Raw genomic sequence first — 13,676 nt, 5'->3', positions numbered from 1 at the left:
GCCTGGCGGTGCCCGACCCGTCGGACGCGGCGGCCGCCCGAGCGGTGGCGGCAAACCCGGCGGCCCATCGCTCGAATGATCGCCCGATCCGGCCAAAGCGCTGAACCCGTAGCGGATGGCGCCACGCGGCGCCTGACCGCCATGATCGAGCCCGCTCCTCAGGCCGAGGCGCGAGGGAGTGCCGGCTGAGGGGCAGCCACCGTCCATCGGATTGCTCCGAAGTCGACCAAGGACGGCGATCATCGCCGATGATGTCGGCGGTGTCGTTGGTCGCCGTGCGCCCGGCGGATTTTTCCAGATCGCGCCGGTGGGCGTCTGGAAGGCAAGCCTGGCGGGGCCGGCCTGTCGGACGAGGCGGCCGCCTGGGCGGTGGCGGCAACCCGGCGGCCCGCGTCGCTCGAACGATCGCCCCGACCGGCCGACATGCTGAACCCGCGGGGTGACGGGGCGAGGTGGCGACGGGCCCCATGACCGCGCCTCGAGCCTCCCGCCATGGTGTCGCAGGCAAAGGGGGCAGTGTTCCCCGAAGGGCCTGCTCGGAGGCGGTCATCGATGGGGCAAGGGTTTCGCCGGACTCGCACGATCACCGCGCCGAGCGGCTGGAATGGTCCGGCCGCGCCGCGCTGGGGGCGCGCTCGTCGGAGCGCTCGACAGCGTGCGCGCCAAGGTCGATAGAAAAGCCGGATATTGCGGGGAGGCCTTATGCGGATCGTCGGCGGCAATCGGCGCGGCACTCAGATCGTCGCGCCGCGCGGGGATGCGACACGGCCGACGACGGATCGTCTGCGCGAAACGATCTTCAACATCCTCGTCCATCGCTTTCCGGAGGCGCTTGACGCGGGCCGCGTGCTCGACCTCTTCGCCGGCAGTGGCGCGCTCGGGCTCGAGGCGTTGTCACGCGGCGCGGCCTTCGCGCTGTTCGTCGAGACGGCGACCGAGGCGCGCGCGGTGATCCGCAAGAATGTCGAGGCGCTCGGCGCGACGGGTCGCACCCGCGTCTGGCGGCGCGATGCGACCAAGCCGGGGCCGTGCGCCATCACCCCCTTCACGCTGGTCTTCGCCGATCCGCCCTATGGCCATCAGCTCGGCGAGGCCGCGCTCGCGGCGCTGGCGGCGGAGGGCTGGCTCGCGCCCGGCGCGATCGCCGTTCTGGAGGAGCGGGCCGACGCGATGCCCGAGGCCATCCCCGGATGGGAGCGGCTCGATGTGCGGCGCGTCGGCGAAAGCGCCATCGGCTTTTTTCAGGCGGTCTGACGCGGGCCGCGCCGATCGCGTGGCGGCCGTGTCATCCGCGCGTGCCGGCGCGCTGCATGAGGCCACCTTGGGAGGAGCGTTTCTCCGCTCGTCCCCAGTGCGCGCCGTCGTCATCGCGATCTCAAGCCACCGAGTCGGCGGCCTTGTGTTCCGCCGTTCGCGCCGGGCCGGCGGCGACCGGGTCGCGTCACGTCGCGAGGGGCGCGAACGGTCGTCCGCCGACGCGCGTGCGACTTGCGTCAGCGGTGCGTTATCCGCCGGCGGTCTGTTGAAGGGCGGTCGATCCGCGTGACATGGCCGAGCGACACGCTCCCAGCTCCCAGCTCCCAGCTCCCAGCTCCCAGCTCCCAGCTCCCAGCTCCCAGCTCCCAGCTCCCAGGAGTGGAGTCAGTCCGATCCCGGTCGCCAGGCCGCGCGCCGCCGATTGCGCCCGCCTCAAGCCTTGTCGCGGCAGCGGTCGAGGACGATGGGCGCGCCGTGCGGGGTCGCCTCGGCGGCGGCGCGCCAGGCGGCTTGCTCTGCGGCGAGGCGCTCGGGCGGCGCGATCGTGGCGATCGCCCGTTCGAGCGCGGTGACATAGGCCACGAAATAGGCCGTCCCCTCGTCCTGCGCCGCGTGGTCCTTGCGCATTTCCTCGCCGAGGAGGGTGGCGAAGGCGGCCGCGTCGAGCACGCCGGTCGCCACGAGATGCGCCTTCAGCGCGAAGGCGGTCGCTTCCCAGGGGGCGGCGAAGGCCGGCTCGTCATCGTCGGAGCGGATGGAAGCGAGGTCGTCGGGGACGGTCATGCGGGGTCGAGATAGGGTTCGAAGAGATCGGCGTGAATGTCGGCGGCGGTGGTGTCCGGTCCCCACAGGTCGGCCGCCGGGAAGGCGACATTATAGAGTGGCGCCGGGTTCTCGCCCTTGCCGTGCGCGTTGGTGTCGGGAAAGACGTGGCAGCCGTGGATCATCACGATCGTGCCGGTGTGGCCACGCAGATAGGCCGGCGCGCGGGTGTGGGTCGCGGGCCGCATCGGCTTCACCTTCACCCGGTCGCCGACCGCAAAACGCGGCGCCGGGCCGGGCCGCGAGACCGGGCCGCCGCGTCCCATTGTCGGCCGGACCTCGTCGGCGGCGAGGACGCGTTTGGGCGCGGTCTCGCCCGAGCTGATGCCGGCATCGTCGAGAAGGCGCTCGAGCGCCTTGAACCAGATCTCGTAATAGGTCGAGGAATAATAGGTCGTGTGCGGCAGCGTCTCGCGCATGTAGCGGGAGCGGTCGAGCGACCAGTAGCCGCCCGCACCCATGGCGAGGGTCAGCGCGAAGGCGGTGCGCTCCCAATCGGCATGGAAGACCGGCTCGTCCACCTCTGGGGTGACGGGGCCGAAGCCGTGCTTGCCGCCGAGATCGGCCGGACCGTTCATCGGGCGGCCGCTTCGTCGGCGTGGGGCAAGCCCGTGCCGATCATCGAATCGCGCGTAACGATCGCGGCGAGCGCCTCTTCCGACCATCCGTCGGTGCCCTCGGGCCGCATGGGGACGACGAGATAGCGCATCTCCGCCGTGGAATCCCACACGCGGATCTTGGTCGCCTCCGGCAGGCTGACGCCGAAATCGGCGAGCACACCGCGCGGATCGGCCACCGCCTTCGCCCGGTAGGCGGGCGCCTTGTACCAGGTCGGCGGCAGGCCGAGCACCGCCCACGGGTAACAGGAGCACAAGGTACAGACGACCATGTTGTGCGTCTCCGGCGTGTTCTGGAGCGCCACCATGTGCTCGCCCTGCCGGCCGCTATAGCCGAGCTCGGCGATCGCGGGCCCGGCGCTCGCGAAGAGGCGGGCCGCATAGTCGGAATCGGTCCAGGCTCGCGCGACGACCCTCGCGCCGTTCTGCGGGCCGACTTCGTGTTCGTAGAGCGTCACGAGCTCGTCGAGCGCAGCGGGGTCGACGAACCCCTTCTCCTCGAGGACCGATTGCAGCGCACGGACCCTGACGTCCATATCGGAAAGGTGGCTGTGATCGGCGTGATCTGTGCTCATCGCTGGTTCTCTCGTCAGGCGGCGACGCGCGAGCGCTGGGCGGCGTGGGCGCGGCAGGCGTCGGCGAAGGCGTCGAAGATCGCACGGGACGGGCCGTCGGTGCGGACGAAATGCTCGGGATGCCACTGGACGCCGAGCGTGAAGGCGCGGGCCGACGGCAGGCTCACCGCCTCGATCGTGCCGTCCGGCGCGCGGGCATCGACGGCGAGCCCTTCGCCCAGCCGGTCGATCCCCTGCCGGTGCGCCGAATTCACGCGAACCGGAATGTCACCGAGGACGCGGGCGAGTAGGCTGCCGGGCTCGGGCGCGACGTCGTGCTTGAGGCCGAACCAGACGTCGAGGTCCGGCTGCGGGACGCCGCGATGATCCTCCCGGCCGGGGAGCTCGTGCACCTCGGTGTGAAGCGTGCCGCCAAGGGCGACGTTCAGCTCCTGGTTGCCGCGGCAGATACACAAAAGCGGGACCCCGCGGGCGATCGCCTCACGGATCAGCGGCAGCGTGATCCGGTCGCGCTGGCGATCGAACGGCGAGGCGCCCTCGACATTGTCGCTGCCATATTCGGACGGATGGACATTGGAGCGGGCGCCCGACAGGACGATCCCCGACACGACGTCGAGAAGGGGGGCGGGGTCGATCCGCTCATGAATCGTCGGAAGTTGGAGCGGCAGACAGCCGACCATCGCGACGGCGTTGAGATAGGAGGCCGGCCCGCCCGACCAGATCAACATGTTGTGCTCGATCGTGTCGCACGACACGATCACAATCGGCTGCGACAAAAAACCAAACTCCGTCCCGGACCCTGCCGCAATCTAACATGCCGATCCCGGCAACGCGAAGAGGCGCGTTGCCGGGCGCGCGCGGCCGCGGCGGCCTCGGTTGCTGCGACGACCTCAGCGGCCGCTGGAGCAGGCCGGATCCTTCACGAGGCGCGGCTTGCTCGGCGTGCCGATATTGATCATCGGGCAGGTGCGGGCGAGTTCCTCGGCGCCGAGCGGAGCGGGAACCGTCCAGTCGGTGCGGGCGAAGGCGGGACCGGTCGCGGCGAGGGAGGCGAGGACGAGTGCCGTTGTCGTAATGCGGATCAGCATGTTTCAAGCTCCAGAATGACCGCTCAGAAGATGGATCCGGCGCAGGCACTCTGCAAATGCAATCACGCGCTCTTGCACGCCACGCCGATTGCTTAGCATTGAGGCAGAATGACTATTAAAATCGCTTAATATGCAATTCGCAGCTCGACGTGTGCCGGGACTTGTCCATACACGTGAGGACGGATTACACCACGCGCTCATTTCCGGCCGTGGTCACGGCCCAGAAGGGCATTTAATAGGGAGGAAGACCGAGATGGATCGTCGTTCATTTTTGCGGACGACCGGCGTTGCTGCCGCGGCCGCTGGCACCACGGCGCTTGCTGCCCCCGCTGTGGCACAAGGTCGCCATGAGTGGAAGATGGTGACGGCCTGGCCAAAGAATTTCCCCGGCCTCGGCGTCGGCGCGCAGCGTCTGGCTGACAATATCACCGCCGCGACCGACGGCCGCGTCACGGTGAAGCTGTACGCCGCGGGCGAACTCGTCCCCGCCTTCGAGGTGTTCGACGCGGTGGCGAACCGGACGGCCGAGATCTATCACTCGCCCGACTATTATTTCCAAGGCAAGCATCCGGCCTTCGCCTTCTTCACCGCGGTCCCGATGGGCCTCATCACGTCCGAGTTCAACGCCTGGATCATGCACGGCGGCGGACAGGCGCTGTGGAACGAGCTGTCCGGCCGGTTCGGCATCAAGCCGTTCGCCGCCGGCAACACCGGCACGCAGATGGGCGGCTGGTTCCGCAACGAGATCACCTCGGTCGACGATCTCCAGGGCCTCAAATTCCGCGCGCCCGGCATGGGCGGCGAGGTTCTGCGCAAGCTCGGCGTCAATGTCGTCGCGCTGCCGGCGGGCGAAATCTTCCAGGCGCTCCAGTCCGGCGCGATCGACGCGACGGAATTCGTCGGCCCGCTGAACGACCTCGCCTTCGGCTTCTATCGCGTCGCGAAATACTACTACTATCCGGGCTTCCAGGAGCCGAGCGCCGCGATCACGGCCGGCATCAACCAGGCCGCTTTCGACGAGCTGTCGAAGACCGATCAGATCATCGTCCAGCAGTGCTGCACCGCCGATAACGACAACGTCTATGCCGAGTTCACGGCGAAGAACGGTCAGGCGCTCAGCACGCTCGTCAACCAGCACGGCGTCCAGCTGAAGAAGTACCCGGACGACGTGTTCGACGGCTTTGCGAAGGCGTCCGAAGAGGTGGTCGCGGCGATCGGCGAGCACGACGATCTCGCCAAGCGGATCCGCGACAGCTACTTGAAGGCCCGCAAGGATCTGCGCGCGTGGACGCAGATCGCCGAGCAGGCTTTTACCAACGAGCGCACCCGTACGTTGGGTGACGCTTAATTTCGCCTCGTTCGTGGTGATCCTGAAAGGGCACCACGTCTGACCGATTCGGGGGGACGCCGCCGCGTCGCCCCGTTTTGTCATGTCATCGTCCAACCTTCGGTAATTGCGCAGTCCCCATGGAAACGCTGGCCACCACGATCGACAACACGAACCGCTTCGTCGGTAAGGTCGTCGCCTGGTTCGTGCTGTTGATGGTGCTGGTTCAGTTCGGAGTCGTCGTCGCCCGCTACGTGTTCGGCGTCGGCAATCTCTGGGCGCAGGAATCGATCCTCTACATGCACGGCTTCCTGTTCCTGCTCGCCGCCGCCTACACCTTGTCGGATGACGGGCACGTGCGGGTCGACATCTTCTATCGTGGCGCCTCCCTGCGCACGCGCGCGGTGGTGAACCTGCTCGGCTCGATCGTCCTCCTCCTGCCGGTGTCGATCGTCATCGTGGTGTCGAGCTGGCCCTATGTCGCGAACTCGTGGCGCATCTTTGAGAAATCGATGGAGAGTTCCGGCATTCCCGCCGTCTTCGTTCTGAAGACGGCGATTCCCGTGTTCGGCATCATGCTGGCTGCGCAGGCGGTGGTCATCATCCTGCGCTCGCTGATCGCCCTCACGGGACGCGCGGCCGAGCCGTCGCGCCACCATCATGGTGAGGCCGGGGGAGCCGCCGTCTAGTGGATATCGCAGGCACGCTCGATCTCATCATGTTCGGGGCAGCCGTCGTGCTGCTCCTTTCCGGCTTTCCCGTCGCCTTCACGCTGGCCGGCACGGGGCTGATCTTCGCCTTTCTCGGCATGTCCTTCGGCGTCTTCGATTTCGCCTTCGTGAACGCGCTCCCGCAGCGCATCTACGGCACGATGACGAACGAGGTGCTCGTCGCCGTGCCGCTCTTCGTCTTCATGGGGGTGATGCTGGAGCGAAGCCGGGTCGCCGAGGAGCTGCTGCAGACGATGGGCCAGCTCTTCGGCCCGCTCCATGGCGGTCTCGGCATCGCGGTCTGCATCGTCGGCGCGCTGCTCGCGGCGTCGACCGGCATCGTCGGCGCCACCGTCGTCACCATGGGGCTCCTGTCGCTGCCGACGATGCTGCGCTACGGCTATTCGCCGGCGCTGGCATCCGGGACGATCGCCGCATCGGGGACGCTCGGGCAGATCATTCCGCCGTCGATCGTCCTCGTCATTCTCGGTGACCAGATCTCCAACGCCTATCAGGAATCCCAGCGGGTCCTGCAGGAACAGGCGTGGGCGACCGGTGATTATTCGTTCGCGCCGGGACCTCCGGTCTCGGTCGGCGATCTCTTCGCGGGCGCACTCGTGCCGGGGATCGTGCTCGTCCTCTGCTACATGTTGTACATGGTCTTCGTCGCGTTCGTCCGGCCGTCCGCTGCGCCGCCGATCCCGCGCGACGATTCCGACCCGATCACGTTCCAGCGCATCATCCACGCCCTCGTGCCGCCGATCGGCCTGATCGTCGCCGTGCTCGGCTCGATCCTCGCCGGCATCGCGACGCCGACCGAGGCGGCGGCGGTCGGTGGGGTGGGCGCGATGCTCCTCGCCGGCTACCGGCTCGACGAAGGGCGGCCCTATCTCATCTACGCGGCCGTGTTCGCGCTGATCGGCCTCCTCGTGCTGACCGGAATGATGGACCTGCGCGTTTCCCGCTCGGTCATCCCCGAGGGCGACATGATCGGCATCTATGCCGCGCTGGTGCTCCTCGTGATCGTCGTCCTCGGCCTCGTGATGGCGCTCTACCGGATCGCGCAGGCGCGGGTGCTGACTTCAGTCATCCGCTCGACCGCGCAGATCACCTCGATGGTGTTCGTCATCCTGATCGGCGCGGCGCTCTTCAGCCTCGTCTTTCGCGGGCTCGGCGGCGACGAATTGGTGCGCGAGGCGCTGGAAGGCATGCCCGGCGGCGCGCTCGGCGCGATGATCGCGGTGATGCTGATCATGTTCGTGCTCGGCTTCTTCCTCGACTTCCTCGAGATCGTCTTCGTCGTGGTGCCGCTGGTGGCGCCGGTTCTCCTGATGCTCGAGATGCCGGACGGATCGACCATGAGCCCGGTCTGGCTCGGCGTCATGATGGCGGTGAACCTCCAGACCTCGTTCCTGACGCCGCCTTTCGGTTTCGCGCTGTTCTACCTGCGTGGCGTCGCACCACCCGAGGTGAAGACGACGTCGATCTATCTCGGGATCATCCCCTTCGTGCTGATCCAGATCCTGATGCTCGTCGCCCTTTGGCACGTGCCGCAGCTCGCGACGTGGTTGCCCGAACTGATGTATGGCGGGACCTGACGGGCCGCCCCGCTCGCGGGGCGTTTCCGTCAGGCGATGATGCCGTCATCGAGGAGCTCCCGCACCACCGCGGGACGGCGCTGCGGCTCGTAAGTCTCGTAGGCCGCCCCCGCGGGGGCGAGGACCACGCCGAGCACGAGGCCGTCCGGCGTGCGGCAGAGCGTGAATCCCTTCGGCGCGCCGCGGCTCTCGTCCGCCTCGATCGTGGTCGGCGGCGCGGTCGGCGTCGCGACCGGGGCGTGCGGGATCGCCGCGTCGGCCGCGGGCGTTCGCGTATCAGCGTCCAGCAGCGCCATGAGGGCGGCGACGGTGTCGCGTGGTGTCAGGCCGGCCGGCGCCTCAGGCGGTGGGCGCTTTTGAGGGGTTTCGGGGTCGTCGGGTGGGGTGCGCATGGTTCGGCATCCGTCGCGCCGCCAATGGGGCCGAAGCGCCCCGAGCGGCTTCGCATGGCGGGCTCGCCCCATGCGGATCATCGTCGTCGGTGAAGGGGCGGGCGCCTGACGCGGCGACGGCCCCCGACGCTCATCGTGGCGGCTGAACCGGGTGCCGCGGTGCTCGGCCCCCGTCGATCCAATGATTCTCGGCGCTCGTGCGCGGATACATGATCGACGTCCCATCCTGTGACGGCGGCCCGGCCCGGTCGGACATGGCGGCCTGTCGCCCCTAAGGTGCGACGGCGCGCGCCACGACGCAAATGACGTCGTTTCGGTGCGTTCTCGTCATGCGTGTGCCGTGCTGGCGGATGGGATCGCGTACGCTGAACGCGCGGCGCGGCCGACGGCCAGGACGCGCATGGGTTGCGCGCTATTCGGTTCACCGCAAAACGGCTATAGCGGCGATGTCGGCGTTTCGGAGGGAACCGGAAAGGCGTTCTGGAATGCGGCGCGGCCGGATGGGGTGAAGCGGACGATCCGCGAGTCGGGCACCCGCGCCGCCCATCCCTTGGCGTAGATCTCGGCGAGGAAGGCGCGGCCGAGCGCGCCGGCGAGGTGCGAGCGCCGCTCGCTCCAATCGAGGCACTCCCGGCACAAAGGCGCGCGGGCGGCGGTGAGCTGCGCGATGTCGATCCCGAACGAGGCGGCGAAGGCGATGCCGTCTTCGCTGGCGGTCAGCCCGTCATCGGCGGTTCGGAGATGGCCGCGTGCGAGGAGGCTCCGATAGAGCCGCACGCCCATGTCGCCGGCGAGGTGATTGTAACACACGCGCGCCTCGCGCAGCGCCGGATCGCGCGGGCCGGTCCGCGTCCGCAGGTGCCCCTTGTCGGCGGCGAGCCCCATCAGCGCCTCGAGCGTGCCGACGACCGCGTCCCCGGCGAGGGCATAATATTTGTGGCGGCCCTGCTTGCGTGGGGCGACGAAACCGCCGGCCTCGAGCTTGGCGAGATGCGCGCTCGCGGTCTGCAGCGTGACGCCCGCCTCGGCGGACAGCTCGGTGACGGTGAGTGCCTTCCCGCTCATCAAGGCGGTCAGCATGTTGGCGCGGGCCGGATCGCCGATAAGGGCGCCGATGCGCGCGATGTCAGGCCCTTCTTTCATACTTCGATCGTAACCGAACTATGGGAGGCCGACAACCGCCTATAGCGGAGCGACACGAAGGAGGTCCGCCATGCTCACTTGCATCATCCGCTATCATATCGATCCGACGAAGCGCCTGGCGTTCGCGCATTATGCGCGCAACTGGGGCGTCGCGATCCCGCGCTGCGGCGCCGATCTCGTCGGCTATTATGCGCCGCACGAGGGGTCGGCGACGCTGGCCTACGGGATCTACAATATCGACAGCCTCGCCGCCTACGAAGCCTATCGCGCACGGCTCGCCGAGGATCCGTTGGGGCGGCAGAACTTCGCTTTCGCCGAGCGGGAATGCTTCGTCATGCGCGAGGATCGCACCTTTCTGCGCCGGGTCGATGCACCGCCGGAACGCGCCGTCTCTCGCACCGAAGAGGGCCGGATCGACGCATTCGCCTGAGGCACGGCCCCGCCGGGTGACGCGGGCGGGCCGGCGGACGAACATCCCCCGCCGGCCGGCTCAGTGTCCGAACACCGCTAGCCACATCGTGAACGTCACCACGGAGATCGCAGTGGTGATCGTGATGGTGTTCGCCGACAGCGCGAGGCCGGTGTTGAAATAAGTCGCGATGAGGTAGGCGTTGACGCCCGTCGGACACGCCGCGGTGATCACGGCGGCGGCGGCCGCGATCGGCGGAAGCCCCATGATCGGCACGGCGATGACGTAGACGATCGCCGGCATGATCAGAAGCTTCACCACGCTGAGCGCGATCGCGGGCTTCACGTTGCCGCGGATCCCGTATTTGTTGAGGCTCATGCCGAGCGACATCAAGGCGAGGGGAATCGCCGTGTCCGACAGGCGGTCGATCAAGGTACGCGGGACGCCCTCCATCGGCAGCCCCGTCGCGCGGAAGGCGACGCCGCACAGGATGGCGATCACCATCGGGTTCTTACTGAGCGAGCGGACGATGCGCTTTCCGGCGCCGGCGAAGTCGATCTTGCTGCGGGAGAGGCCGTCCCGATGCTCGGCGAACTCGATCAGGAAGGTGGAGACCGTCATCATGATCGGCATGTGGACGGCGACGAGGATGAAGCCGATCACGAGGCCCGGCTCGCCGAACGCCTGATTGAGCACCGGCACGCCGACCATCACGCTGTTGGCGAACGCGGCGGACATCCCGCCGATCACCCCCGCCCGCATGTCGCGCCCGAAAAAGCGCGTGATGACGAAGATGCCGATCGCGATGTTGATGAACGCGCCCGTGAAGTAAGTGAACCAGAACGGCCACGGGTCGATCTCGGGCATCGCGAGGGTGCCGAGGGCGCGGAAGAGGAGGATCGGCACCGCGATGGTGAAGACGAACGTCGCGAGCGCGTCGCCGGTCTCCTGCTTGATCAATCGGACGGCGACGACCGCATAGCCGAGACCGATAAAGCCGAAAACCGGCAGGACCACCGATAAGAGCGCGCCGAGAGACATCAGATCTGTGCCGATGGTCCTTCCGCGCCGACGGAATGGAGCATTCGTCCGTGGCGCTTCAGCCAGGCGCGCGCCCGCTCATGGTCCGGGTCGAGCTCGGCATTCAGCTTCCAGAAGGCGGCCGAATGGTTGAGCTCGATGAGGTGCGCGACCTCGTGCGCCGCGACATAGCGCAGGACGAAGGGCGGCGCGAGGACGAGACGCCACGAGAAGGAGAGGACGCCGGACGGGCTGCACGAACCCCATTGGGCGCGCGTGTCCTTGATGCGGAGCGCCGTCGGCCGGCGATTGACACGGGCGGCGAACTCCTCGACCGCGACATGGAGGTCGTCGCGCGCGGCGCGGCGCAGATAGTCGGCGAGGCGGCGCGGCAGGTGCTGCGGCGTGCCGGGAATGAGGAGCGTCGGCCCATCTGCGTCATCGACGATGGTGACGACGCCGCGCACGGCGCCGGTCGCCTCGATCAAATGCGGCTCGCCGCGCAGCGGGATGGTTCCGCCATGGATGAAGGGCTGAGCCGGCGCGCGTTCCGACAGGCGCGCGGTCAGCCACGCCGCCTGGCTCTTCACGAACCGCTCGGCCGAGGACATCGAGGCGCGTTGCGGGATGGTGACGACGGGGTTCGCGTGGCCGGGCGGAATGCGCAAGGTCATGCGCTTGGCCCCGCGCGAACGGCGCACGTCGATGGTGACGGGTTCGTCGGTGAGGCGGGCGACGAGCTGCTCGCGCCGGGCGGCGTTGAGCCGTTCGCCCGCGACGGACGGTTGTCGCTCCTGGAAGAGGCGCCGCATCATGGCCGGCCCCCCGCGCGAGGACGCACGCCAGCGACGGCCGGCGGGCCGTCTTTCGCGGTCGGTGCATCCTCACCTCGGACCATAAGGCCGCTCCAGAATGGGTCACGGCCGGCGAAACGCCGGCGGCGACCGATAGGGCATCCCGCATCCTCGACCTGCGAGGGACGGAAAGCCAGCGATTCGCTCGTCGTCATGGTGCCATGTAACGACGAGGAATGAACGAACCGTCAGTCGGCCACGACTCCGGTGGGCGCTTGCTCGTGATTGAGGGCCGCCGCCATCAGCGCGCGGGTATAATCGGTCTTCGGTGCGTCGAAAATATCACGGGTGGCGCCCCGCTCGACGACCTTGCCGCCGCGCATGACGATCACCTCGTTGGCGAGAGCCCGCACGACCTGGAGATCGTGAGAGATGAACAGGAAGGTGAGGTCGTGCCGCTTCTGCACGTCGCGCAGAAGGTCGACGACCTGGGCCTGGACGGAGCGGTCGAGCGCGCTCGTCGGCTCGTCCAGCATGATGAAGTCCGGTTCGAGGACGAGCGCGCGGGCGATCGCGATGCGCTGGCGCTGGCCGCCGGAGAATTCGTGCGGATAGCGCGACCGCGTCGCCGGATCGAGACCCACTTCGACGAGGGCCTTCACGACGGCATCGTCCCGCTCCTTGGCGTTCATGTCGGTGTGGACCTTGAGCCCCTCGGCGATGATCTCGCCGATCGACATGCGCGGGGAGAGGGAGCCGTAAGGATCCTGGAAGACGATCTGCATCTTCGAGCGGAGCGGCCGCATGGTGCCCCAGGAGCGGCTGTCGATCGCGTCGCCCATGAAGACGATGCGGCCTTCCGAGGCGATGAGGCGCAGGATCGCGAAGCCGAGCGTCGTCTTGCCGGACCCCGATTCGCCCACGACGCCGAGCGTTTCGCCCTTGCGCACCGTGAGGTCGATGCCGTCGACCGCCTTGATATGGTCGACCGTGCGCCGCATCAGCCCGCGCTTGACCGGGAACCAGACCTTGAGGTCCTTGGTCTCGACCACGATCGGTGCGTTCGGGTTGGGCTCGGGCGCGCGGCCCTTCGGCTCCGCGGCGAGGAGGTGGCGCGTATAAGCGTGCGTGGGATTGGTGAACACCTGTTCCGTCGGCCCGGTCTCCACCACCTTGCCGTCGGTCATCACGGCGACGCGATCGGCGATCTTGCGGACGATGCCGAGATCATGGGTGATGAACAGCATCGCCATACCCTCGCGGGCCTGAATTTCCTTCAGGAGGGCGAGGATCTGCGCCTGCACCGTGACGTCGAGGGCGGTGGTGGGCTCGTCGGCGATCAGAAGGTCGGGCTCGTTGGCGAGCGCCATCGCGATCATCACGCGCTGGCGTTGCCCGCCGGAGAGCTGATGCGGATAGCTCCCGAGCCGCTTTTCCGGCTCGCGGATACCGACGGCGTGGAGAAGCTCCAGCGTGCGCTCGCGAGCCGCCCGGTCCGACAGGCCGCGATGGCGGCGCAGGATCTCGCCGACTTGTTTCTCGACCTTGTGGAGCGGATTGAGCGAGGTCATCGGCTCCTGAAAGATCATGGTGATGTCGTTGCCGCGGACCGTCTGCAGCTCCTTGGGCGGAAGGGTCAGCATGTCCCGCCCCTTGAAGAGGATCCGCCCCGAGGGGTGGGAGGCCGCCGGATAATTGAGCAGCCGCACGCAGGATAGCGCGGTGACCGACTTGCCCGACCCCGATTCGCCGACGACGGCGAGTGTCTCGCCTTTGTTCACCGAGAGCGACACATGGTCGACCGCGATGTTGGTCCGCCCCTCCTGATGGAAGGCGACGGAAAGATCCTCGATCGCGAGGAGGGGGGCGCTGCTGCTCATCGGTGATCCTTTGCGCCGGGGCGCGTGCGGGGCGCCTCATCGCC

General features: G+C 68.2%; 15 protein-coding genes. 5 read left to right on the top strand and 10 right to left on the bottom strand.

The genetic code is table 11. The annotated features are described in order from the left end of the window. Positions 1 to 702 precede the first annotated feature (702 nt). On the top strand, positions 703 to 1,254 hold the full coding sequence (rsmD, locus tag L1787_RS09460) for a 16S rRNA (guanine(966)-N(2))-methyltransferase RsmD (protein WP_235708555.1): 552 nt from the start codon (positions 703 to 705) through the stop codon (positions 1,252 to 1,254). A gap of 435 nt (positions 1,255 to 1,689) precedes the next feature. On the opposite strand, the gene L1787_RS09455 is transcribed toward rsmD, so the two are convergent. The 5 genes from L1787_RS09455 to L1787_RS09435 form a co-directional block, all read right to left on the bottom strand. Then, positions 1,690 to 2,040, bottom strand: a complete 351-nt coding sequence (locus L1787_RS09455) for a nitrile hydratase accessory protein (RefSeq protein ID WP_235708554.1) — start codon at positions 2,038 to 2,040, stop codon at positions 1,690 to 1,692. Beyond that, entirely contained in the window at positions 2,037 to 2,657 is a 621-nt protein-coding gene (gene nthB, locus L1787_RS09450; RefSeq protein ID WP_235708553.1) for a nitrile hydratase subunit beta, read from the bottom strand. Before nthB ends, L1787_RS09455 begins: the two co-directional genes overlap by 4 nt. Beyond that, a complete protein-coding gene (nthA, locus tag L1787_RS09445; RefSeq protein ID WP_235708552.1) occupies positions 2,654 to 3,271 on the bottom strand; it encodes a nitrile hydratase subunit alpha in 618 nt (205 codons plus the stop codon). Before nthA ends, nthB begins: the two co-directional genes overlap by 4 nt. Before the next feature lie 14 nt (positions 3,272 to 3,285). After that, positions 3,286 to 4,047 carry a gamma-glutamyl-gamma-aminobutyrate hydrolase family protein gene (locus L1787_RS09440; RefSeq protein WP_235708551.1) on the bottom strand — a complete coding sequence of 254 codons (762 nt, stop codon included), beginning with the start codon at positions 4,045 to 4,047 and terminating at the stop codon, positions 3,286 to 3,288. 114 nt (positions 4,048 to 4,161) lie between these two features. Next, positions 4,162 to 4,359: a hypothetical protein gene (locus tag L1787_RS09435; protein WP_235708550.1), complete on the bottom strand. Its 198-nt coding sequence runs from the start codon at positions 4,357 to 4,359 to the stop codon at positions 4,162 to 4,164. A 358-nt stretch (positions 4,360 to 4,717) separates the two neighbouring features. Here L1787_RS09435 and L1787_RS09430 point away from each other — a divergent pair, with 358 nt between their 5' ends. The 3 genes from L1787_RS09430 to L1787_RS09420 all read left to right on the top strand — a co-directional run bounded on the left by L1787_RS09430 (position 4,718) and on the right by L1787_RS09420 (position 7,994). Further along, positions 4,718 to 5,707, top strand: coding sequence for a TRAP transporter substrate-binding protein (locus L1787_RS09430; RefSeq protein ID WP_369415078.1), 990 nt, complete (start codon positions 4,718 to 4,720; stop codon positions 5,705 to 5,707). Between the two features lie 119 nt (positions 5,708 to 5,826). Further along, positions 5,827 to 6,375 carry a TRAP transporter small permease subunit gene (locus L1787_RS09425; protein ID WP_235708548.1) on the top strand — a complete coding sequence of 183 codons (549 nt, stop codon included), beginning with the start codon at positions 5,827 to 5,829 and terminating at the stop codon, positions 6,373 to 6,375. Positions 6,376 to 6,404: 29 nt separating this feature from the next. Next, the gene (locus tag L1787_RS09420; protein ID WP_235708720.1) at positions 6,405 to 7,994 is read left to right on the top strand and encodes a TRAP transporter large permease; all 1,590 of its coding nucleotides are present in this window, start codon (positions 6,405 to 6,407) and stop codon (positions 7,992 to 7,994) included. 29 nt (positions 7,995 to 8,023) lie between these two features. Here L1787_RS09420 and L1787_RS09415 read toward each other — a convergent pair whose 3' ends face one another. Together L1787_RS09415 and L1787_RS09410 are read right to left on the bottom strand one after the other, a co-directional pair. Further along, positions 8,024 to 8,386 carry a hypothetical protein gene (locus L1787_RS09415; protein WP_235708547.1) on the bottom strand — a complete coding sequence of 121 codons (363 nt, stop codon included), beginning with the start codon at positions 8,384 to 8,386 and terminating at the stop codon, positions 8,024 to 8,026. A 435-nt stretch (positions 8,387 to 8,821) separates the two neighbouring features. Beyond that, complete coding sequence (locus tag L1787_RS09410) at positions 8,822 to 9,529, bottom strand: ArsR/SmtB family transcription factor (RefSeq protein WP_235708546.1); 708 nt, start codon at positions 9,527 to 9,529, stop codon at positions 8,822 to 8,824. 70 nt (positions 9,530 to 9,599) lie between these two features. On the opposite strand from L1787_RS09410, the gene L1787_RS09405 reads away from it, so the two are divergent. Beyond that, positions 9,600 to 9,959 (top strand): NIPSNAP family protein, encoded by a 360-nt coding sequence (locus tag L1787_RS09405; protein ID WP_235708545.1) that lies wholly within the window; start codon positions 9,600 to 9,602, stop codon positions 9,957 to 9,959. A 60-nt stretch (positions 9,960 to 10,019) separates the two neighbouring features. Here the strand turns inward: L1787_RS09405 and L1787_RS09400 are convergent, their stop codons facing one another. The 3 genes from L1787_RS09400 to L1787_RS09390 form a co-directional block, all read right to left on the bottom strand. Beyond that, positions 10,020 to 10,979, bottom strand: coding sequence for an AEC family transporter (locus L1787_RS09400; protein ID WP_235708544.1), 960 nt, complete (start codon positions 10,977 to 10,979; stop codon positions 10,020 to 10,022). Continuing rightward, positions 10,979 to 11,773 (bottom strand): M48 family metallopeptidase, encoded by a 795-nt coding sequence (locus tag L1787_RS09395; RefSeq protein WP_235708543.1) that lies wholly within the window; start codon positions 11,771 to 11,773, stop codon positions 10,979 to 10,981. Before L1787_RS09395 ends, L1787_RS09400 begins: the two co-directional genes overlap by 1 nt. Positions 11,774 to 12,000: 227 nt before the next feature. After that, entirely contained in the window at positions 12,001 to 13,632 is a 1,632-nt protein-coding gene (locus L1787_RS09390) for an ABC transporter ATP-binding protein (protein WP_235708542.1), read from the bottom strand. Positions 13,633 to 13,676 lie beyond the last annotated feature (44 nt).

This window comes from Acuticoccus kalidii, from assembly GCF_021556395.1.
Classification (GTDB): domain Bacteria; phylum Pseudomonadota; class Alphaproteobacteria; order Rhizobiales; family Amorphaceae; genus Acuticoccus; species Acuticoccus kalidii.
The sequence above is the reverse complement of the archived record's forward strand: the minus strand, read 5'-3'. Positions and strand labels throughout refer to the sequence as shown.

What these genes read in the sequence shown, in the direction of transcription:
- L1787_RS09395 (WP_235708543.1), bottom strand. Translation starts at nt 11,773, where the DNA reads ATGATGCGGCGCCTCTTCCAGGAGCGACAACCGTCCGTCGCGGGCGAA.
- rsmD (WP_235708555.1), top strand. Translation starts at nt 703, where the DNA reads ATGCGGATCGTCGGCGGCAATCGGCGCGGCACTCAGATCGTCGCGCCG.
- L1787_RS09420 (WP_235708720.1), top strand. Translation starts at nt 6,405, where the DNA reads ATGTTCGGGGCAGCCGTCGTGCTGCTCCTTTCCGGCTTTCCCGTCGCC.
- L1787_RS09435 (WP_235708550.1), bottom strand. Translation starts at nt 4,359, where the DNA reads ATGCTGATCCGCATTACGACAACGGCACTCGTCCTCGCCTCCCTCGCC.
- L1787_RS09405 (WP_235708545.1), top strand. Translation starts at nt 9,600, where the DNA reads ATGCTCACTTGCATCATCCGCTATCATATCGATCCGACGAAGCGCCTG.
- nthB (WP_235708553.1), bottom strand. Translation starts at nt 2,657, where the DNA reads ATGAACGGTCCGGCCGATCTCGGCGGCAAGCACGGCTTCGGCCCCGTC.
- L1787_RS09455 (WP_235708554.1), bottom strand. Translation starts at nt 2,040, where the DNA reads ATGACCGTCCCCGACGACCTCGCTTCCATCCGCTCCGACGATGACGAG.
- L1787_RS09415 (WP_235708547.1), bottom strand. Translation starts at nt 8,386, where the DNA reads ATGCGCACCCCACCCGACGACCCCGAAACCCCTCAAAAGCGCCCACCG.
- L1787_RS09410 (WP_235708546.1), bottom strand. Translation starts at nt 9,529, where the DNA reads ATGAAAGAAGGGCCTGACATCGCGCGCATCGGCGCCCTTATCGGCGAT.
- L1787_RS09390 (WP_235708542.1), bottom strand. Translation starts at nt 13,632, where the DNA reads ATGAGCAGCAGCGCCCCCCTCCTCGCGATCGAGGATCTTTCCGTCGCC.
- L1787_RS09425 (WP_235708548.1), top strand. Translation starts at nt 5,827, where the DNA reads ATGGAAACGCTGGCCACCACGATCGACAACACGAACCGCTTCGTCGGT.
- L1787_RS09430 (WP_369415078.1), top strand. Translation starts at nt 4,718, where the DNA reads ATGGTGACGGCCTGGCCAAAGAATTTCCCCGGCCTCGGCGTCGGCGCG.
- nthA (WP_235708552.1), bottom strand. Translation starts at nt 3,271, where the DNA reads ATGAGCACAGATCACGCCGATCACAGCCACCTTTCCGATATGGACGTC.
- L1787_RS09400 (WP_235708544.1), bottom strand. Translation starts at nt 10,979, where the DNA reads ATGTCTCTCGGCGCGCTCTTATCGGTGGTCCTGCCGGTTTTCGGCTTT.